This is a genomic window from Nocardioidaceae bacterium (genome assembly GCA_018672315.1).
In the GTDB taxonomy this organism is placed as follows: Bacteria; Actinomycetota; Actinomycetes; order Propionibacteriales; family Nocardioidaceae; genus TYQ2.
Map to the genome: position 1 here is coordinate 152775 of CP076053.1, position 18967 is coordinate 171741.

At 72.2% G+C, this 18967-nt stretch carries 16 protein-coding genes; 4 read left to right on the plus strand and 12 right to left on the minus strand.

Annotation, left to right across the window (positions count from 1 at the left end):
- Positions 1-16: 16 nt before the first annotated feature.
- From KLP28_00735 to dapA, 5 genes are all read right to left on the minus strand, one after another.
- Positions 17-2428 (minus strand): DUF4115 domain-containing protein, encoded by a 2412-nt coding sequence (locus KLP28_00735; protein ID QWC85348.1) that lies wholly within the window; start codon positions 2426-2428, stop codon positions 17-19.
- Positions 2425-5082, minus strand: a complete 2658-nt coding sequence (locus tag KLP28_00740) for a DNA translocase FtsK (protein ID QWC85349.1) — start codon at positions 5080-5082, stop codon at positions 2425-2427. The genes KLP28_00735 and KLP28_00740 overlap by 4 nt, the downstream gene beginning before the upstream one ends.
- Before the next feature lie 27 nt (positions 5083-5109).
- Positions 5110-6015 carry a TylF/MycF family methyltransferase gene (locus KLP28_00745; GenBank protein ID QWC85350.1) on the minus strand — a complete coding sequence of 302 codons (906 nt, stop codon included), beginning with the start codon at positions 6013-6015 and terminating at the stop codon, positions 5110-5112.
- A 65-nt stretch (positions 6016-6080) separates the two neighbouring features.
- Positions 6081-7772 (minus strand): ribonuclease J, encoded by a 1692-nt coding sequence (locus KLP28_00750; protein QWC85351.1) that lies wholly within the window; start codon positions 7770-7772, stop codon positions 6081-6083.
- A gap of 87 nt (positions 7773-7859) precedes the next feature.
- Positions 7860-8768: a 4-hydroxy-tetrahydrodipicolinate synthase gene (dapA, locus tag KLP28_00755; protein ID QWC85352.1), complete on the minus strand. Its 909-nt coding sequence runs from the start codon at positions 8766-8768 to the stop codon at positions 7860-7862.
- Between the two features lie 64 nt (positions 8769-8832).
- Here dapA and KLP28_00760 point away from each other — a divergent pair, with 64 nt between their 5' ends.
- Positions 8833-9711, plus strand: a complete 879-nt coding sequence (locus tag KLP28_00760; protein QWC85353.1) for a DUF2817 domain-containing protein — start codon at positions 8833-8835, stop codon at positions 9709-9711.
- On the plus strand, positions 9708-10328 hold the full coding sequence (locus KLP28_00765) for a hypothetical protein (GenBank protein ID QWC85354.1): 621 nt from the start codon (positions 9708-9710) through the stop codon (positions 10326-10328). Before KLP28_00760 ends, KLP28_00765 begins: the two co-directional genes overlap by 4 nt.
- Before the next feature lie 8 nt (positions 10329-10336).
- On the opposite strand, the gene KLP28_00770 is transcribed toward KLP28_00765, so the two are convergent.
- The 3 genes from KLP28_00770 to KLP28_00780 are packed head-to-tail and all read right to left on the minus strand — an operon-like array spanning position 10337 to position 12547.
- The gene (locus tag KLP28_00770; protein QWC86714.1) at positions 10337-10807 is read right to left on the minus strand and encodes a dihydrofolate reductase; all 471 of its coding nucleotides are present in this window, start codon (positions 10805-10807) and stop codon (positions 10337-10339) included.
- 47 nt (positions 10808-10854) lie between these two features.
- Positions 10855-11679 carry a thymidylate synthase gene (locus tag KLP28_00775; GenBank protein QWC85355.1) on the minus strand — a complete coding sequence of 275 codons (825 nt, stop codon included), beginning with the start codon at positions 11677-11679 and terminating at the stop codon, positions 10855-10857.
- Between the two features lie 55 nt (positions 11680-11734).
- Positions 11735-12547: a serine protease gene (locus KLP28_00780; protein QWC85356.1), complete on the minus strand. Its 813-nt coding sequence runs from the start codon at positions 12545-12547 to the stop codon at positions 11735-11737.
- A gap of 124 nt (positions 12548-12671) precedes the next feature.
- On the opposite strand from KLP28_00780, the gene KLP28_00785 reads away from it, so the two are divergent.
- The gene (locus tag KLP28_00785) at positions 12672-13232 is read left to right on the plus strand and encodes a GNAT family N-acetyltransferase (GenBank protein ID QWC85357.1); all 561 of its coding nucleotides are present in this window, start codon (positions 12672-12674) and stop codon (positions 13230-13232) included.
- 6 nt (positions 13233-13238) lie between these two features.
- Here the strand turns inward: KLP28_00785 and dapB are convergent, their stop codons facing one another.
- Positions 13239-13988, minus strand: coding sequence for a 4-hydroxy-tetrahydrodipicolinate reductase (gene dapB / locus KLP28_00790; protein QWC85358.1), 750 nt, complete (start codon positions 13986-13988; stop codon positions 13239-13241).
- Between the two features lie 98 nt (positions 13989-14086).
- Here dapB and KLP28_00795 point away from each other — a divergent pair, with 98 nt between their 5' ends.
- Positions 14087-14584 carry a DUF4190 domain-containing protein gene (locus KLP28_00795; protein ID QWC85359.1) on the plus strand — a complete coding sequence of 166 codons (498 nt, stop codon included), beginning with the start codon at positions 14087-14089 and terminating at the stop codon, positions 14582-14584.
- A gap of 22 nt (positions 14585-14606) precedes the next feature.
- Here the strand turns inward: KLP28_00795 and KLP28_00800 are convergent, their stop codons facing one another.
- From KLP28_00800 to rpsO, 3 genes are all read right to left on the minus strand, one after another.
- On the minus strand, positions 14607-15917 hold the full coding sequence (locus tag KLP28_00800) for an insulinase family protein (GenBank protein ID QWC86715.1): 1311 nt from the start codon (positions 15915-15917) through the stop codon (positions 14607-14609).
- Positions 15914-18133 carry a polyribonucleotide nucleotidyltransferase gene (locus tag KLP28_00805; protein ID QWC85360.1) on the minus strand — a complete coding sequence of 740 codons (2220 nt, stop codon included), beginning with the start codon at positions 18131-18133 and terminating at the stop codon, positions 15914-15916. The genes KLP28_00800 and KLP28_00805 overlap by 4 nt, the downstream gene beginning before the upstream one ends.
- A gap of 377 nt (positions 18134-18510) precedes the next feature.
- Entirely contained in the window at positions 18511-18786 is a 276-nt protein-coding gene (gene rpsO, locus KLP28_00810; GenBank protein QWC85361.1) for a 30S ribosomal protein S15, read from the minus strand.
- Between the last annotated feature and the right edge of the window lie 181 nt (positions 18787-18967).

Consider the following 18967-nt stretch of genomic DNA (forward strand, 5'->3'; position numbering starts at 1 on the left):
CCCGTCCCCCGCGCCCTCAGCGAAGTCGCGACGCGCTCGGGAGAGCAGCCTCACCCTCACGACCGGGCACGACCACTCCGTCGGCGGCGAGCTGACCACGCGCCTCGCCGGCATACCGCAGCTGCACGGGGCCACCCTCGCTGACGAGCACCCGCACCGGGAGCGCCAGGCGGACGCGGCGGGTCTCACCGGGCTGCAGCTCGGTCACGAGCACCACGGCTCCGTCGGCGTCGCGCACCGTCACCGACGCGGCCTGGTCGGCCGTTCGCAGCTGCAGCGTACGGACGGGGGCCGCGGTCGGCAGGTCGGCCTGCTGGCCGGCGTCCGGTGCCACGAGCGGGGCGGGGGTGACGACCTCGACGGGCTCGTCGGACAGCGACGTCGCCGCGGCCCACACCACGCCGAGGGCGAGCACCACGGCCGCCACGAGCGACCAGTGCGGGCCCGACCGGGGGCCGCGGGGCGCACGCACAGCGGTCGCGAGCTCGGCCTCGAAGACACGCTTGGCGGTCGTCGGTCCCCCGGCGTACCGGCTGTCGAAGAGGTGGACCCACACCTCCGCGTCCTTGCCGAGCACCCGGCCGAGGGTGCGCAGGTGGCCCCGGGCGTACACGTCGCCGCCCGAGGGCGCGAAGTCGTCGACCTCGATGGACTCCAGCACGTGCGGCCGGATGCGGGTGCGGTCGGCGAGGTCGTCGATGCTGAACCCGAGCCGGGTGCGCGCGGCGCGCACCTCCGGACCGATGACGGGGTCGTACGCCGGGCGGGTGGCGAAGCCCCCCAGCACCAGCGGTGCGACCGCGTCTCCGGGGCGGGCGAGCGGCGTCGCGCCGGAGGCCCCGGGCGTCGCGGGCGAGGCGTACGGCGACCCGGCCAGCAGGTCGTCGCTGCCCGGACGCAACGCTGCGGACTCGGGGAGCAGGTGCACGCCGTGGTCGTCCGTGCCGCTGTCGAGTGCGGCGGCTCCGTGACTGGGCGCGTCGTCCACCCGGTGCACGACCTCGACCCTGCGCGCGGAGGACCGCGACGGCACGAGCGGAGCGACGCTCACGTGGGCCGCGGGCGTCATCGACGGCTGCTCCGGCGCGTCAGGACCCGCCGACTCACCCGACCCGTCCGAGCCCTCCGGCGCCACCGACGACCCCGGGTCAGTCGCAGCCGGCGAGGTCGAGCCGACGCCGATGACCGGTCGCGGTGTCGGAGCGGTCGGGGCGGTGTCCTCGACGACGTCGTCGGTGACCTCGTCCCCCATGACGGTCGGCAGGTCCGTGGACTCGTCAGCGGCCCGGTCGGTGTCGACGGGCTCGACGGTGGCTTCTTCCTCGGTCTCTACCGCGTCGGCGCGGGCGGACCTGGAGCGCCACGACCTCGTGCGGCGTCGGCGCCACCACGGCGTCCGCGCGGCGCCATCCGGCAGGGTCTCGCTGATCTCGTCGACATCGTCGAGGTCATCGAGGTCGTCGCCGGCGTTCGCGTCCACGGTCTCGGCCGGGCTGACGGTGTCGACGGTCTCGGTCACCTCGGCCGTTGCCGGGCGCTCCTCGAGGTCGTCCGCCACCGCCTCGGCGGCGGCGTCGTGCTCGGACGGACGCAGGTCGAAGAGCCGACCGAGGACGCTGAACTCCTGGGGGGCCTCGTCCCCGTCGTGGTCCTGCTCGTCGTCGCGGCCGCTCTGCTCGGGCACCAGCGCCACGTGGCTGACCTCGTCGGCGCGCACCGGCGGCACACCGGGCAGGGTGCGGACGACGGCCTCGCGGCGTTCCAGCACCTCCTCGGTGAGACGCGCGCGCTCCTCGAGCGTGCCCTGGGCCTCGGGCAGGGACGCCGGGTCGATCACGACGTCGGCGTGCTCGCCGGCGAGCGCGCGCAGGCGAGTCACGAGGTCCCCACTGCCGCTGACCTTGGTGGTGGCACCCAGCGGGGTGGCCAGGGGTGCGCCGTGGAAGCGCTGCGTCAGGCGCATGGAGCGTACGGAGGCGTTGTCGAGTCCCTCGACGACGTGACCGAGGTCGGTCGGCACGACCACCAGGCGCTCGTCGCGGGTGATGCCGTCACGCGGCAGCAGCCACATGCCGTCCACGGACTCCCAGGGCAGTCCCCGCCACTCGCGGCCCACGCGGACGCGTACGCCGAGCTCGTCGACCACCAGCAGCGGTGCGCGGGCGTCGATGAGCGCCGTGAGGTAGCCCGCTCCCATGGCGCCCAGCACGGCACACACGAGGGCGTCGACCCAGGAGCCGGAGCCGGTGGCGCGCCAGAGGAATGCGATGGCGAGGCTCGAGGCGAGCGCACCCAGGGTCAGCAGCAGAGCCGCGCGGCGGCGGACGACGACGGGACCGACGGGCACGTCGCTGTCGAACGGTGTCGCGCCGTGGTCACCCGGTGTCTCCTCGAGACCGGACGGACGCTCCGTGGAGGTGGTGCTCACTGCTCCCCCTGCATCAGGTTGGCGAGGACCTCGTCGAGGTCGTCGGGTTGGACGAGCACGTCGCGTGCCTTCGACCCCTCGCTGGGGCCGACGATCTCGCGCGACTCGAGGATGTCCATGAGTCGGCCCGCCTTGGCGAAGCCGACGCGCAGCTTGCGCTGCAGCATCGAGGTGGATCCGAACTGCGTGGTCACGACCAGCTCGACGGCGGCGACCACCAGCTCCATGTCGTCGCCGATGTCGTCGTCGAGGTCGCGCTTGGCGGTCGCGGGGGCGATGACGTCCTCGCGGTAGCTCGGCTTCAGCTGCTCCTTGCAGTGCGCGACGACCTGCGCGATCTCCTTCTCGGTGACCCACGAGCCCTGCACGCGGATCGGCTTGGAGGCGCCCATCGGCAGGAACAGTCCGTCACCCTGGCCGACGAGCTTCTCGGCGCCGGGCTGGTCGAGGATGACGCGGCTGTCGGCCAGCGACGAGGTCGCGAACGCCAGCCGTGACGGCACGTTGGCCTTGATCAGACCGGTGACCACGTCGACGGAGGGGCGCTGGGTCGCCAGCACCAGGTGGATGCCCGCCGCGCGGGCCAGCTGGGTGATGCGGACGACCGAGTCCTCGACGTCGCGCGGGGCGACCATCATCAGGTCGGCGAGCTCGTCGACGACCACCACGAGGTACGGGTACGGCGCGAGGGTGCGCTCGGACCCGAGCGGCACCTCCACCTCGCCCGCACGCACGGCGCGGTTGAACTCGTCGATGTGCCGGAAGCCGAAGTTGGCGAGGTCGTCGTAGCGCAGGTCCATCTCGCGCACGACCCACTGCAGCGCCTCGGCCGCCTTCTTGGCGTCGGTGATGATCGGGGTGATCAGGTGCGGGATGCCCTCGTACGCGTTCAGCTCGACCCGCTTGGGGTCGACCAGCACCATGCGCACCTCGTCGGGCGTCGAGCGCATCAGGATCGAGCTGATCATCGAGTTCACGAACGACGACTTGCCGGATCCCGTGGCGCCCGCGACCAGCAGGTGGGGCATCTTCGCGAGGTTGGCGACGACGAAGCCGCCCTCGACGTCCTTGCCCAGGCCGACCACCATCGGGTGGTGGTCGCCGCGGGCGACCCCGGAGCGGAGGACGTCGCCGAGGGAGACGACCTCCTTGTCGGTGTTCGGGATCTCGATGCCCACCGCCGAGCGGCCGGGGATCGGGGAGAGGATGCGGACGTCGGCGGAGGCGACGGCGTACGCGATGTTCTTCTGGATGCCGGTGATCTTCTCGACCTTGACCGCCGGACCGAGCTCGACCACGTAGCGGGTCACCGTCGGACCGCGCGTGTAGCCGGTGACCTGGGCGTCGATGTCGAACTGCTGCAGCACCTCGGTCAGCGCGTCGACGATCGCGTCGGAGGCGGCGGACCGCGCCTTGTGGGCGGAGCCGGGCTTCAGCACGTCGTTGGCCGGCAGCGAGTACGTCACGTCGCCGGAGAGCGACAGCTGCTCGACGCGCTGCGGCAGCGGCGAGTGGGGCGGGGCCTCCAGGGTCTCGGGCGGACCGGTGTCCTCGGCCACGGCACCCGGTGCCGTGGCCGCACCCGTGGCGGCTGCCGCGCCCGCGGCCGCCTCACGCGCGGTCTCGGTGCCCTCGGGCGACCACGAGGTCGCCGTGTCGATGGCGTCTCCGGACCCGGTGTCCTTCCTGCGACCCAGGCGACGCTTCGGCTTGACCGCGTCCTCGTCGATCACGGGGCTGTCGTAGGCGACGTCGTCGACGCGCGGCGCCCTCCCGGCGCGGCCGGAGGGACCGGCCTCCTCGACGTCCGCGGCGTCGGTGCCGACCGCGTCGGTCGCGAAGCCCGTGGGTCCGGCACTCCCACCGAGCAGCCTGTCGCGCACCTGGGCGAGCCGCTCGGGGATGCGGTAGACCGGGGTGGCGGTGATGACCAGAACCCCGAAGACGGCGAGCAGCACCAGCAGCGGCGCGACGACGAACGGCGTCCGCAGCAGGTCCATCAGCAGGCTCGCGGTGACGTAGCCGAGCGCGCCACCAGCACGCTGGAGCTCGGTCGTGTCGCCCAGCGCCGGCTGCGGCGACCCGTTGGCGAGGTGCACCAGGCCGAGGACGCCGAGCAGCAGCGCCGTCCAGCCCACGACCTGGCGGCCGGCGGGGCCGTTGGCCTCCGGGTTGCGCATCGTGCGCCACCCGATGCCGACCAGGAGCAGCGGCGAGAACCAGCCGACGATGCCGATCGAGCCCGCGACGATCGTGCGGACGAGGTCGGGCGCGGCGCCCGGCAGCTGCCACCACGAGGCGGCCGCGACGACGATCGCCGCGGCGATCAGCAGCAGGCCGACACCGTCGCGACGGTGCTCGGGCTCGAGCTCGGCAGCGGTGTGCCCGATGCGCCGCACGATGCCTCCGACGACCGAGGCGAGGCCCATCCACACGGCCCGCAGCCCGCGCCCGACGGCGCGGACGAGCAGCACGAGGGGGCTGGGACCCGAACGCTCGGCGCGTGGCGCCGGCCGGGAGCCCTTCGAGGTCTTCTTGGACGTCGATGAGCTGCCGGACGAACGAGATCGCGTGCTGCCCCCCGAGCTCCTGCTGCTGCCGGAGGACGAGGATCTGCTGCGCGTACCCGTCGGGGAAGACGTGCGGGTCGCCATGGTGCCGAGGGTAGGTCCGCCGGGGCCTCAGCCGGCGTCTGCCACGCCGGGGCTGCCCGGTCCGCTGGCACCGACCGGCTTCACCGCGATGCGACCGGTGCTGATCGGCACGAGCAGCAGCTGGGCCCCGGTCTCCGCGAGGAACTCCTCGGTGGCGCGGCGCGAACCTTCCCAGTGGCCGTAGTCGTCGATGATGAGGACGCCTCCGGGCACCAGGCGGTCGTAGAGATGGGTCAGCTCGTGCCTGGTCGAGGAGTACCAGTCGGTGTCCAGGCGCAGGATCGCGATCTGCTCCGGAGCCCGGGCGGGGATCGTGTCCTCGACGCGACCCTCGTGGTAGCTGACGTGCGAGGCCGGCCACTCGATCTCCGCCATGGCCTCCTTCACGTCGGCCAGGTCGGCGACGGCCCAGACGGCCGCGTCGCGGTCCGCCGCGTCGAGCAGACCCTGGGCGTGGGTGCCGTCGTGGCGTACGTCGTGCTCCCCTGGCGGCGGCATGCCCTCGAAGGTGTCGAAGAGGTGCAGGTGCCGGTGCTCGCCGAGCTGCAACAGCGTCAGCGCCGCCGCCTGCATCGAGCCTCCCCGCCACACGCCGCACTCGACGATGTCTCCGGGGATGCGGTGCTCGTGCACGTAGCGCACCGCGAGCACCAGGGCCTGGAGCTTCGGCCAGGAGGTCATGGTGCGCGGACGGGCGCGCAGCAGGATGTCGCGATCGCGCTCGTCCACCCCCCGCGGGAGCGGGGCGTCCGCCCCGCCGCGAGCCGGCTTGCCGCCCTTCTTGCCCGCCTGCTTGCCGGCCTGCTTGCCCGGCTTCGCCGCGCCGGCCGCGCCCGCCGCGCCGGGTGGCGCCTGCTCGGCTCCGCCACCGCCGGCCCGACGGATCTCGTAGCCGAACTTCCCGAGTGTGCTCTGGACAACGTCACGCCACATACCGCGACGCTATGCGCACACACCGGCGACCCCGGGTCGCGACGCGCCCGGACGGCGCGCCGAAGTCAGGTGCCGACGACCACCGGCACGATCATCGGGCGGCGGCGGTGGGTCTTGTTGACCCAGCGTCCCAGCACCCGGCGCATCGCCTGCTGCAGCTGGTAGTGGTCGTCGGTGCCCTCGGCCATCGCGTTCTCCAGCGCGCGGACGAGCTGCGGCACCACCTGGCCGAAGGTCGACTCCTCCTCGGCGAAGCCGCGGGCGTGGATCTCCGGGCCCGAGACCACCTTGCCCGCCGAGACGTCCACGACCGCGATGGCCGAGATGAAGCCCTCCTCGGCCAGGATGCGCCGGTCCTTCATGGAGTTCTCGCTGACGTCGCCGACCGAGGAGCCGTCGACGAAGACGTAGCCCACGTCGACCTTGCCGGCGATGCGGGCGACACCGTCGACGAGGTCGACCACGATGCCGTCCTCGCCCTCGATGATCCGGTCCTTCGGCACGCCGGTGCGGCGGGCCAGCTCGGCGTTGGCCTTCATGTGCCGTGCCTCGCCGTGCACCGGCAGCACGTTGCGCGGCTTGACGATGTTGTAGCAGTAGAGGAGCTCACCGGCACTGGCGTGGCCGGAGACGTGCACGAGGGCGTTGCCCTTGTGCACCACGTTGGCGCCGCACCGGGTGAGGCCGTTGATGACGCGGTAGACGGAGTTCTCGTTGCCCGGGATCAGCGAGCTGGCGAGCACGACCGTGTCGCCCTCGACGAGGTGGATGAAGGAGTGCGTGCCCTGGGCCATGCGAGCCAGGGCGCTCATCGGCTCGCCCTGGGAGCCGGTCGAGATCAGCACGACCTTCTCCGGCGGGTAGTCGCCGATCTTCTTGCCGTCGATGAGGGTGTGCGGCGGCACGTGGAGGTAGCCGAGCTCCTCGGCGATGGCCATGTTGCGCACCATGGAGCGACCGACGTACGCCACCTTGCGGCCGTGGGAGACGGCGGTGTCCATGACCTGCTGGACGCGGTGCACGTGCGAGGCGAAGCAGGCCACGATGATGCGCTGGCTGCTCGCCCCGAAGGCGCGCTCGAGGGCCGGCGCGATGTCGCGTTCGGGCGTGGTGAAGCCGGGCACGTCGGCGTTGGTGGAGTCGGTGAGAAAGAGGTCGACACCCTCCTCCCCCAGCCGTGCGAACGCCCGGAGGTCGGTGATGCGGTTGTCCAGCGGCAGCTGGTCCATCTTGAAGTCGCCGGTGTGCAGCACCATGCCGGCGCCCGTGCGGATGGCGACGGCGAGCGCGTCGGGGATCGAGTGGTTCACCGCGACGAACTCCAGGCTGAACGGCCCGAAGTCGATCGTGTCGCCCTCCTTCACCGTGTGGGTGACGGTGTGCTTGAGGCGGTGCTCGCGGATCTTGTTGTTGAGGAGCCCCAGCGTCAGCTCGGAGCCGACGACCGGGATGTCACCGCGCTCGCGCAGCAGGTAGGGCACGGCACCGATGTGGTCCTCGTGCCCGTGCGTCAGCACGAGGGCGTCGATGCGGTCGAGGCGGTCCCGGATCGGGTCGAAGTCCGGCAGGATCAGGTCGACACCGGGGTGGTCCTCGTCGGGGAACAGCACGCCGGCGTCGACGATCAGGAGTCGCCCGTCGTACTCGAAGACGGTCATGTTGCGGCCGATCTCGCCGAGGCCGCCCAGGGGGATGACCCGCAGGCCTCCCTTCGGGAGCTTGCCGGGGGCGCTGAGCTCGGGGTGCGCGTGCGTCATGCAGGTCCGTTCTTCTCGGGGGTGGTCCGGTGGCCCGTCGGGGCCGGCCCGCTGTGCGGGCGAGGTCTTGTGGGGGTCAGGCGTGTCTCACGCCGGGAGGAGACCGGAGGCGGCGAGCCCGTCGCGCAGCGCGGCCACCTCGGTCTCGTCGAGCTCGGCGAGCGGGGAGCGTACGCGCCGGTTGTCGATCACCCCGAGCAGCTGCATGGCGGCCTTGGCCGTCGTGGCGCCGTAGTTCGGGACGCCCATGACCGCCTCGAAGGCGGGCACGAGACGCTGGTGCAGGGCCACGGCCTGGCGCAGGTCACCGCGGTCCAGCGCGTCGATCATCCGTGCGATCTCTCGTCCGGCCGCGTGGGCGGCGACGGAGACGACACCGCAGCCGCCGTACGCGAGGTAGCCGAGGGTGTTGGCGTCGTCGCCGGAGTAGACGGCGTAGCCCATGCCGGCGAGCAGGGCCGCGCGCGAGACGTCGCCGGCGGCGTCCTTCACGGCGACGACCTGCTCCCAGGCGGCCATCTCCGCGTAGGAGTCCAGCGAGATCAGCGAGCCCGTGCGACCGGGCACGTCGTAGAGCATGACCGGCACCTCGGCGGCGTCGACGACCTGGCGGAAGTGGCCCAGGAGCCCCCGCTGGCCGGGCTTGTTGTAGTACGGGCTGACCAGCAGCACGCAGTCCGCGCCGCGGTCGCGCGCCTGGCGGGCGAGGCCCAGGGAGGTACGCGTGTCGTTGGTGCCCACGCCGGCCACGAGCGGCACGTCGGGTCCGACGGCGGCGCGGACGGCGGCGAGGATCTCGCCGTCCTCGTCCGGGGTGGTGGTCGGGGACTCACCGGTCGTGCCGGAGACGACGAGGCCGTCGTTGCCCGCCGCGAGGAGCGCGGTCGCGACGGCGGCCACCCCGTCGAGGTCGACCGCGCCCTCCGGCGTGAAGGGCGTCACCATCGCGGTGAGCACTCGCCCGAAGGGCGCGTCGGGGAGGGCTCGCGATGTCATGGGCTCAGGCTATCCGTCCGCGTGATCGGCCCCGCAGTCCGCCACGGCCACCTACGATGACGCGGTGGCCGACTCCTCCCGTTCTGCCCTTTCCGTCCGCTGCGCGCCGGTCGCGGCGCTCGCCCTGCTGACCTCGCTCCTGCTCGTCGCACCGGGCTTCGCGAGTGCCGCCCCGGCAGCCGATCCGTCTCGCGGCGCGGTGCCGGTCTCGCAGGCCGACGACGAGCCGCCGGCCGCCGAGCCGGGGTCCGAGCCGGAGGCGCGTACGTTCGTCCGTCGCAAGCGTCTGGTGGGCCGGTCGGTCCAGGGGCGGCCGATCAGGGCCTTCTACCGTGGGGACCCGGGCGCCGACCTGGTGACGATGGTGATCGGGTCGATGCACGGCAACGAGCGCGCCGGGGAGTCGACCGCACGGTGGATGAAGCGCCACACCCGGCCCCGGCGCGGCACCGGCGTGTGGATCGTGCCGACGATGAACCCCGACGGGGCCCGGGCGTACACGCGGCAGAACGCGCGCGGCGTCGACCTCAACCGCAACTGGCCGACGTCGGGCTGGACCGACGCCTCCTCGAGCTGCTGCTACGGCGGACCGTCGCGCGCCTCTGAACCGGAGACCCGCGCCATGAGGCGGTTCCTGCTGGACGTGAGGCCCACGTCGGTGGCCTCCATCCACCAGCCCTACCGGGTCGTCGCCGCCAACGGCAAGGACCCCCGCCTGGAGCGGCGCCTCGCGCGTTTCCTCCAGCTGCCGCTCGACGAGGTCGGTGTCGGCAACCCCGGCGGCACCCTCGCCCCGACGATGAGCAGCTGGTACAACGACCGCGTCGCCGAGGGCACCATGGTGACGGTGGAGTACGCGCGGTCGACCAGCAAGGCGTACCGCACCTCCTTCGCCGGTCGTGCCGTCCAGCGCGCGCTGAGGCTGGGCACCCAGGAGCAGTGAGAGCCACGTCTTGGCGGCGGACGCTCTCGACCGCGGCGGCCGCGACGCTGGCGGCGTCCGTCGCCGGCTGCTCCGAGGACCCGCAGTCGACGTCAGGCCCCCTGCCGCCGCCGAAGTCCCACTTCGCCACGACGACCCGTCAGGTCGGCGTGCCGTTCACCGACGGCTTCGAGACCATCGTGATCCCTGACGGCGTCACGAGACTGCGACTCCTCTCGGTGGAGGCCGTCGGCGATCCCGACCTCGAGCTCATCGGCTGGAAGATCGCGGACGATCGGCGTCGTTTCGGATCCATCCAGTTCATGCCCTGGCCACCCCGAGACGATCTGCTCGCGCCGGAGTCGATCGTCGACGGCCCCGGCTACTCGGTGAGAGTGACTCCGGAGCTCCGCGAGTCCGGTCTCGAGCTGCTCCTCGGGATGCGACCGACGTCGACCGGCTACCTCGAGCGTCGAGGCCTCCGCCTCACCTACGAGGCGGACGGCGAGCGCCATCGCGTCTTCTTCGACGCCGGGCTCTACGTCTGCGCCGAGCCCGACCCGGTGCCCCAGGCCCGCACCTCGGAGTGCCCGGATCCGCAGGACGTCGGTCGCGAGCCGCACATGGGACCGGGGTGAAGCCATGATCACCGACGCCGCACGAGTCGCACCTGGGTGAACCCGTCGTACGCGGTGCGGTCGGTCTCCACCCAGTCGACCTCGTCGTACGCCGGGTAGTGCACGTCGCCGGGAGGTGAGAGCGGCACGCGGGTGAGCAGCTGCTCGTCGGCGTACGGCATCGCGGCGGCGTACACCTGCGCTCCCCCGCCGATCCGCACCTCGGCGGTGGTGCCGCCGACGAGCTCGTCAGCGAGCGCCAGGGCGGCTGCCAGGTCGGCGGCGACGTGCACACCGTCCGCGGACCAATCGACCTGACGCGTGAGGACCACGGTGGTCCGTCCCGGCAGCGGCCGCCCGATCGACTCGTGCGTGGTGCGGCCGAGCACCAGCACGTGGCCGACCGTGGCTTCCTTGAAGAGCCGCTGCTCCCCCGGGAGGTGCCACGGGATATCGGGTCCGTCGCCGATGACGCCGTTCTCGGCGACGGCGGCGACCATGACGACGCGTACGCCCCCCGGGGTGCTCACGACCGATGCACCCGGGCTCAGACCGCGACCGGCGCCTTGATGCCCGGGTGGGGGTCGTACGCCTCGATCGAGACCTGGTCGAGCTCGAGCCGCCCCAGGTGCTCGACGGTGCGGATGCCCTCGTCGAGCGCCAGCCGGGGAAGCGGCCGCGGCTGCCTGGTCAGCTGGAGCCTGGCCTGGTCGAGGTGGTTGCTGTAGAGGTGTGCGTCGCCGAGTGTGTGCACGAAGTCGCCCACGTCGAGGTCGCACACCTGCGCGACGAGGTGGGTGAGCAGGGCGTACGAGGCGATGTTGAACGGCACGCCCAGGAACACGTCGCCCGAGCGCTGGTAGAGCTGGCACGAGAGCCGACCGCGCGTCTCCCCCGCGGCCGGTGGCGCGACGTAGAACTGGAAGAAGGTGTGGCACGGCGGCAACGCCATCTCCGGCAGGGCGGCGACGTTCCAGGCGCTGACGAGGTGCCGGCGGGAGTCCGGGTTCTCGCGGATCGCGGTGACGACCTGCGTCAGCTGGTCGATGGTGCCGCCGTCGGGCGCGGGCCACGAGCGCCACTGGTGACCGTAGATCGGGCCGAGCTCGCCGGCGTCGTCAGCCCACTCGTCCCAGATCGAGACACCTCGCTCCTGCAGCCAGCGCACGTTGGTCTCGCCCCGCAGGAACCACAGCAGCTCGGCCACCACGGACTTCACGTGCACCTTCTTGGTGGTCACCAGCGGGAAGCCGGCGCGCAGGTCGAAGCGCATCTGGTGCCCGAAGACGCTGAGGGTGCCGGTGCCGGTGCGGTCGTCCTTGGCGACGCCCTCGTCGAGCACGCGGGTCAGGAGATCGAGGTACTGCTGCACCGGCTCAACCTAACCCGCGGATCGGCCGGACGCCGCGGCGCCGCCTCTGCGTGTGTCAGCGTCGGGCGGGGAAGACGTGGCGGGCGAGGAACCGGCCGACCGCGGGACTGCCGACCTCGGCGTACACGCCGGGGAAGCCCGGTGTCGCGCAGCCGACGCCGAAGCTGACGACGCCGACCAGCAGCGGGCGTCGCTTGCCACGGTCCCGCACCAGCGGACCGCCGGAGTCGCCCTGGCAGGAGTCGCCGAGCAATCGCGAGGCACACACCTCGTCGTCAGGGGTGAAGCCGGACAGCGCGTTCAGACCCGAGCCGCACTGCTGATCACCCACCACGTCGAGGCTCGCCGCGCGCATGCGGTCCGGCGCCGTCGCGCCGATCAGGTCGGGGAAGACCTGTGCCCCCCAGCCGCTGACCACGACGCCGGTGCCCTCGCGCTCCGCGGCACGGTGCCGAGGGCCCGGCACGGCGGCGAGGCGCGTGCGGACGGGCTCGGCCACCCGCAGCAGCGCGACGTCGGTGCCGCGGCGCGCGTACGCCGGGTGGACGATGATGCGCCGCACCCCGATGACGTGACCGTCGCCCCGGCTGAGCACCGTGCGGCCGGTGACCGCCTGCAGGTCACCCGGGCTCGTGTCCTCCACGCAGTGGGCGGCGGTCAGCACCCAGAAGCGCTTGATCGCGGTGCCGCCACAGAAGTGGCCGCTGCCGTCGGCGGGGCCGGAGGCCTGCAGCGAGACCGTGTACGCCCGCTTCCCGTCCGGCACCGGGGAGCCACCCACCACGGCCTGCGCCGGTACGGCGGTCGCGACGGCCGTGGCGAGGCCGGCGCAGACCGCGAGCACCGACGTCGCGAGGCGACGACGCAACGACGGGACGCGGCGGGGCGCTGGGTGGGTCGCTGGGTGGGTCGCCAGGCGGGTCATCGGGCCTCCGGGGGGTGAGATGGGAGCCAGTGTGCCCCAGGCCCGGCGGCCTGTCAGGCTTGGCGACATGGCTCCCACCGCCGACGTGTCCTGCCGGGTCGCCTGGGCCGACGACGCCGAGGCGGTCGCCCGGGTCCAGCTGGCCGCCCTGCGTGCCGACAGCCCCGAGCTGCTGCCGAGTGAGCTGCGCAGTCCGGGCGAGCACGACGCGGAAGCCCTCGCGGAGCTGACCGGCATCTGGCGCGGCTCGCTCAGCCGTCCCACCGAGGCGCGGCAGCGGGTGCTGGTCGCGCTGGAGCGCAGCGCCGTCCGCGGCTTCGCCCTCACCTCTCCCGCCGGCGACCCCGACGCGGATCCGGGTGACGGTGAGCTGGTCGACCTCGTGGTCGACCCGGCCCACCGACGCGACGGCCACGGGTCCCGGCTGCTGCAGGCGGCGGTGGACACCTTGAAGGCCGACCGGTTCGAGCGTGCGACCACCTGGGTGGTGAGCGAGGACGACGCGCGCCGCGCGTTCCTCACCTCCGCCGGGTGGGAGGCCGACGGCGCGCACCGCACCCTGGGCGAGGGGTCCGAGGGAGCCAGCGCCCGCCAGGTGCGGCTGCACGTCGGCATCGCCGACGGCTGACCGACCTCAGTCCAGGTCGAGCAGCTCCTCGAGGCCGACGGTCAGTCCAGGGCGGCCGGGCATCGTGCGTACGCCCAGCAGCACCCCGGGGTTGAAGCAGACCCGGTCGAGGCTGTCGTGCCGGATGGTCAGCGTCTCGCCCTCGCCGCCGAGGAGCACCTCCTGGTGCGCGAGCAGACCGCGCAGCCGCACGGCGTGCACGGGGACGCCGTGCGCGTCGGCGCCGCGCGCCCCGTCGAGACCACTGCTGGTGGCGTCCGGCTGGGCGCCCAGCCCGGCCTCGTCGCGGGCGGCGGCCACGAGCTCGGCCGTACGCCGCGCCGTGCCCGAGGGCGCGTCGGCCTTGCCCGGGTGGTGGAGCTCGACGATCTCGGTGGACTCGTAGAACCTGGCCGCCTGCGCCGCGAAGCGCATCATCAGCACGGCGCCGATGGAGAAGTTCGGTGCGATGAGGATCCCGACGTCAGGGGCGTCCCGGAGCTGCTCGCGCAGGACGGCGAGGCGTTCCTCGTCGAAGCCGGTGGTGCCGACCACGGCGTGGATGCCCGCGGCGATGCAGAACGCGAGGTTGTCCATGACCGCGTCGGGGTGGGTGAAGTCGACGACGACCTCGACCCGCTCGTCGGTGAGGGCACTCAGGTCGTCGCCCTTGTCGAGAGCCGCCGCCAGCTCGAGGTCGTCCGCCTCCTCCACGGCGTGGCACACCGCCTGACCGACCTTGCCGAGAGCTCCCAGGACGCCCACACGTACAGCCATGCGCTCCAACCTAGTCCCCACGGCGGTTGCCGCCGCGGCCCGCGGGTATCCCTGGAGACGCATCCGACCCGGGCACGAGCCCACCGAGAGGAATCCCGATGAGCGACCAGCAGACACCGCCCGGCGGCTACCAGGGCGGCAGCCAGAACCCGTATGGCCCGCCCGGGGACGGACAGCAGGGTCCGCCGGCGCAGTACGGCGGGCACGACGGGGGCTACCAGACCTCCGGCAGCTCAGGAGGCTCGGGGATGGCCATCACCGCCCTGATCCTCGGCATCATCAGCATCATCGGTGGGTTCTTCCTGATCGGCGGCTACCTGTTCGGCATCCCCGCGATCATCGTGGGGGCCATCGCCTCCAGCAAGGCGAAGAAGGGCCGGGCGCAGGGCCGCGGCCTGGCCATCGGCGGCAGCGTGACCGGTGTGATCGGTCTGCTCATCTCGATCGCCTTCACCGTGGTGACCGTGTTCCTCTTCCAGGCTGCCGACTTCGGCTCGTTGACCGAGTGCCTCCAGCAGGCCGGCAACGACCAGGACGCCGTGGCGCAGTGCGAGCAGGAGTTCACCGACAACCTGGAGAACCGACTCGGCAGCTGACCGGGCGACAGCTGCGACCGGGTCAGGCCGGCCCGACGACCGCGAGGGTCTCGGGCCGGCTGAACACCTCGGCGGCCAGTGCCGTGACGTCCTCGACCGTGACGCTGTCGATGCGCTCGATCAGCGCCTCGACGCCCAGCAGGTCCTCGCCGACCAGCTCGGTCTTGCCGTTGCGGAACATGCGCGAGGCCGTGTCCTCGAGGCCGAGCACGATGCCGCCGCGCAGTTGTCCCTTGCCCCGCTCGACCTCCTCGCTCGTGACACCCCCGCGAGCCATGTCGGCGAGCTGATCGCGGACCACGGCGAGCAGCGGCTCGACCTTGGTCGGCAGGCACCCGGCGCCGACGCCGACGATGCCCGTGTCGGTGTAGTGCGAGGCGAAGCTGAAGACCGAGTACGCCAGGCCGCGCCGCTCGCGCACCTCCTGGAAGAGGCGTGAGCTGGTGCCTCCGCCGAGCGCGGCGTCGAGCACCCCGAGCGTGTGGCGACGGCGGTCGCCCCGCGGGAGCCCGGGGAAGCCGAGCACCAGGTTGACCTGCTCGAACCCCTTAGACGACCTCACCGTGCCCGCTCGCATGCGGCGGCGCACCGACGTGCGCCGCTGCGGCACCGAGGCCGTGGCCTGCTCCAGGAAGCCGGCCCGGGAGAAGGCCCGTGCGACGAGATCCACGACCTCGTCGTGGTCGACGTTGCCGGCCACCGAGACGACCATCGCGCTCGGCGTGTAGCGCGAGCGGTAGTAGCGGCGGATCTGCTCACGGCTCATCGCGGAGATCGAGTCGTGGGTGCCCGCGACGGGCCGCCCGAGGGGTGAGTCCCCGAAGGCGTGGGCGGCGAAGAGGTTGTGCGCGACGTCGTCGGGGTCGTCGTCGTGCATCGCGATCTCGTCGAGGATGACCTCGCGCTCGGCCTCCACGTCGGCGGCGGTGAAGGCGGAGGCCGTCATCATGTCGCCGAGGACGTCGATGGCGACCGGCAGGTCGCGGTCGAGCACGCGGGCGTGGAAGCAGGTGCTCTCCTTCGCGGTGAAGGCGTTCATCTCACCGCCCACCTCGTCGAGCTGCACCGAGATGTCCCAGGCCGACCGCTCGCGGGTGCCCTTGAAGAGCAGGTGCTCGAGGAAGTGGCTGGCCCCGTTGAGTGCCGGGGTCTCATCGCGCGATCCGGCGGCGACCCAGACGCCGACCGCGGCGGAGCGTACGCCCGGCACGGACTCCGTGATGACACGAAGCCCCCCTGGGAGCACCGAGCGACGGACACGGCCGAGGACCGCGCCGTCGTCGTCGGTGCTCTCCAGGAGGGTCTGCGTGGAGAGCGGGGTGAGCTGGATCAGCTCTCCTCACCCGCGTCGGAGCCGCCCTCGGCGTCCTCGACCACCGGCGCGAGGCTGAGCTTGCCGCGGTCGTCGACCTCGGCGATCTCGACCTGCACCTTCTGGCCGACGGACACGACGTCCTCGACGTTCTCCACCCGCTTGCCGCCGGCGAGCGCGCGGAGCTTGGAGATGTGCAGCAGGCCGTCCTTGCCCGGCATCAGCGAGACGAACGCACCGAAGTTCGTCGTCTTCACCACGGTGCCGAGGTAGCGCTCGCCGACCTCGGGCATCGTCGGGTTCGCGATCTGGTTGACGGCGTTGCGCGCGGCGTCGGCGGCCTCACCGTTCGTGGCACCGATGTAGATCGTGCCGTCGTCCTCGATCGAGATCGAGGCGCCGGTGTCGTCCTGGATCTGGTTGATGACCTTGCCCTTGGGGCCGATGACCTCGCCGATCTTGTCGACGGGGATCTTCACGGTGATGATGCGCGGCGCGTGCTGCGACATCTCCTCGGGGCCGTCAATGGCCTCGGCCATCACGTCGAGGATCGCGAAGCGGGCGTCGCGGGCCTGCGTCAACGCACCGGCCAGCACGTCGGCGGGGATGCCGTCGAGCTTGGTGTCGAGCTGCAGCGCGGTGACGAAGTCACGGGTGCCGGCGACCTTGAAGTCCATGTCGCCGAAGGCGTCCTCGGCGCCGAGGATGTCGGTCAGCGTGACGAACTCGGTCTTGCCGTCGATCTCGCCGGAGATGAGACCCATCGCGATGCCGGCGACGGGGGCCTTCAGCGGCACACCGGCCTGCAGCAGCGACAGCGTCGAGGCGCAGACCGAGCCCATCGAGGTCGAGCCGTTGGAGCCCATGGCCTCGGAGAGCTGGCGGATGGCGTACGGGAACTCCTCGCGGGTCGGCAGCACCGGCAGGATCGCCCGACGCGCCAGGGCGCCGTGGCCGATCTCGCGGCGCTTCGGGGCGCCGACGCGGCCGGTCTCACCGGTGGAGAAGGGCGGGAAGACGTACTTGTGCATGTAGCGGCGGTGCTTCTCGGGGCTCAGGGTGTCGAGCTGCTGCTCGAGCTTGAGCATGTTGAGCGTGGTGACACCGAGGATCTGGGTCTCGCCGCGCTCGAAGAGCGCTGAGCCGTGCACGCGGGGGATGACGCCGGCCTCGGCGTACAGGTCGCGGATGTCGGTCAGGCCGCGGCCGTCGATGCGGACCTTGTCGCGGAGCACGCGCTCGCGCACGACCTCCTTGGTCAGCGCGCGGAACGCGGCGCCGATCTCCTTCTCGCGACCCTCGAAGTCGCCGCCGATCGTCTCCAGCAGCGCGGCCTTGACCTCGTCGAGACGGTCGTCGCGCTCCTGCTTGCCCGCGATCTGCATCGCCGTCGAGAGGTCCTCGCGTGAGTTCTTCTCGACCGCGGCGTAGACGTCGTCCTGGAAGTCCAGGAAGACCGGGAAGTCCTGCACCGGCTTGGCGGCCTCGGCGGCAAGCTGGCTCTGCGCCTCGACGAGCTGCTTGATGAAGGGCTTGGCGGCGTCGAGACCCTCGGCGACGCGCTCCTCGGTCGGGCTGGTGGCGCCGCCGCGGACCATGTCGAAGGTCTTCTCGGTGGCCTCGGCCTCGACCATCATGATCGCGACGTCACCGGTGTCGGTGACGCGACCGGCCACGACCATGTCGAAGACGGCGTCCTCGAGCTGCGTGTGGCTGGGGAAGGCGACCCAGGTGCCCTCGATGAGCGCGATGCGCACCGCACCGACGGGGCCGGAGAACGGCAGACCCGACAGCTGCGTCGAGATCGACGCCGCGTTCATGGCCAGCACGTCGTAGGGCTGGTCGGGGTCGAGCGCCATCACGGTGATGACGACCTGGACCTCGTTGCGCAGACCCTTCTTGAAGGTCGGGCGCAGCGGACGGTCGATGAGACGGCAGGTGAGGATGGCGTCTTCCGATGGTCGACCCTCGGAGCGGAAGAACGAGCCGGGGATCTGGCCCACGGCGTACATGCGCTCCTCGACGTCGATGGTCAGCGGGAAGAAGTCCAGCTGGTCCTTGGGCCGCTTGCCGGCCGTGGTGGCCGACAGCAGCATGGTCTCGTCGTCGAGGTAGGCGGTGACCGAGCCGGCCGCCTGACGGGCCAGCAGGCCGGTCTCGAACTTGACGGTGCGGGTGCCGAAGGAGCCGTTGTCGATCACGGTCTCCACGGTGGAGATGACGGGGCCCTCGTTCATGGGGCCTCCCTTCTTGTCGCGGAGCGTGCCGCGATGGCGCCCTTCTCGGCGCACGGGTCCCACCCGTCTGTGGCGGGACCTGGGAACTGCGGTGAGTGCCGGCCTTCGATCGAGGCCCACGGCCGCCCCGGGAGCCGTGCTGTCGCACGGCACCGGGGACTCCGGAGGCCACTACCGAGGACCGGGGCGGACGCCGCGGTCGCTCCTGGATGTGGTTCGTGTTGAGTTGTGGCGTACGGGGTCGTTCCCCGTGTCACTCGTGCCGGGCCGGTGGCCCGCGCCGAGCCTAGTGCGGTGGTTCGCCCGGAACGAGTCAGGAGCGGCCCCCGGCGTGGGGAGCCGCTCCTGTCAGGTCTGCGGGAGCCTCCCGGGGAGGCTCAGCGCCGCAGGCCGAGGCGCTCGACGATCGAGCGGTACCGCTCGATGTCGGTCTTGTTCAGGTAGTTCAGCAGCCGCCGGCGCCGACCGACGAGCAGCAGCAGACCACGACGGGTGTGGTGGTCGTGCTTGTGCTGCTGCAGGTGCTCGGTGAGGTGGCGGATGCGGTGGCTCAGGAGTGCGATCTGCACCTCGGGCGAACCGGTGTCGCCCTCCTTGGTGGCGTACTCCGCGATGATCTGCTTCTTGGTGGCGGCGTCGGTGCCGATGCTCATGCGTGTCTCCTGTGCTCTCTCGCTGCGCGGCGCGCCGGGGCCTGTCCACCCGGGCACTCTCGATCCGCGGCCGTTCCACGGCGTGGTGTCGGTGTCGTCCGCAACGGCCGTCGCAACCCGCTCGTGAGAGACGGGGCGTACGCCACTCGGACAACCTGTGCAGACTATCAGCGCGCGAGCG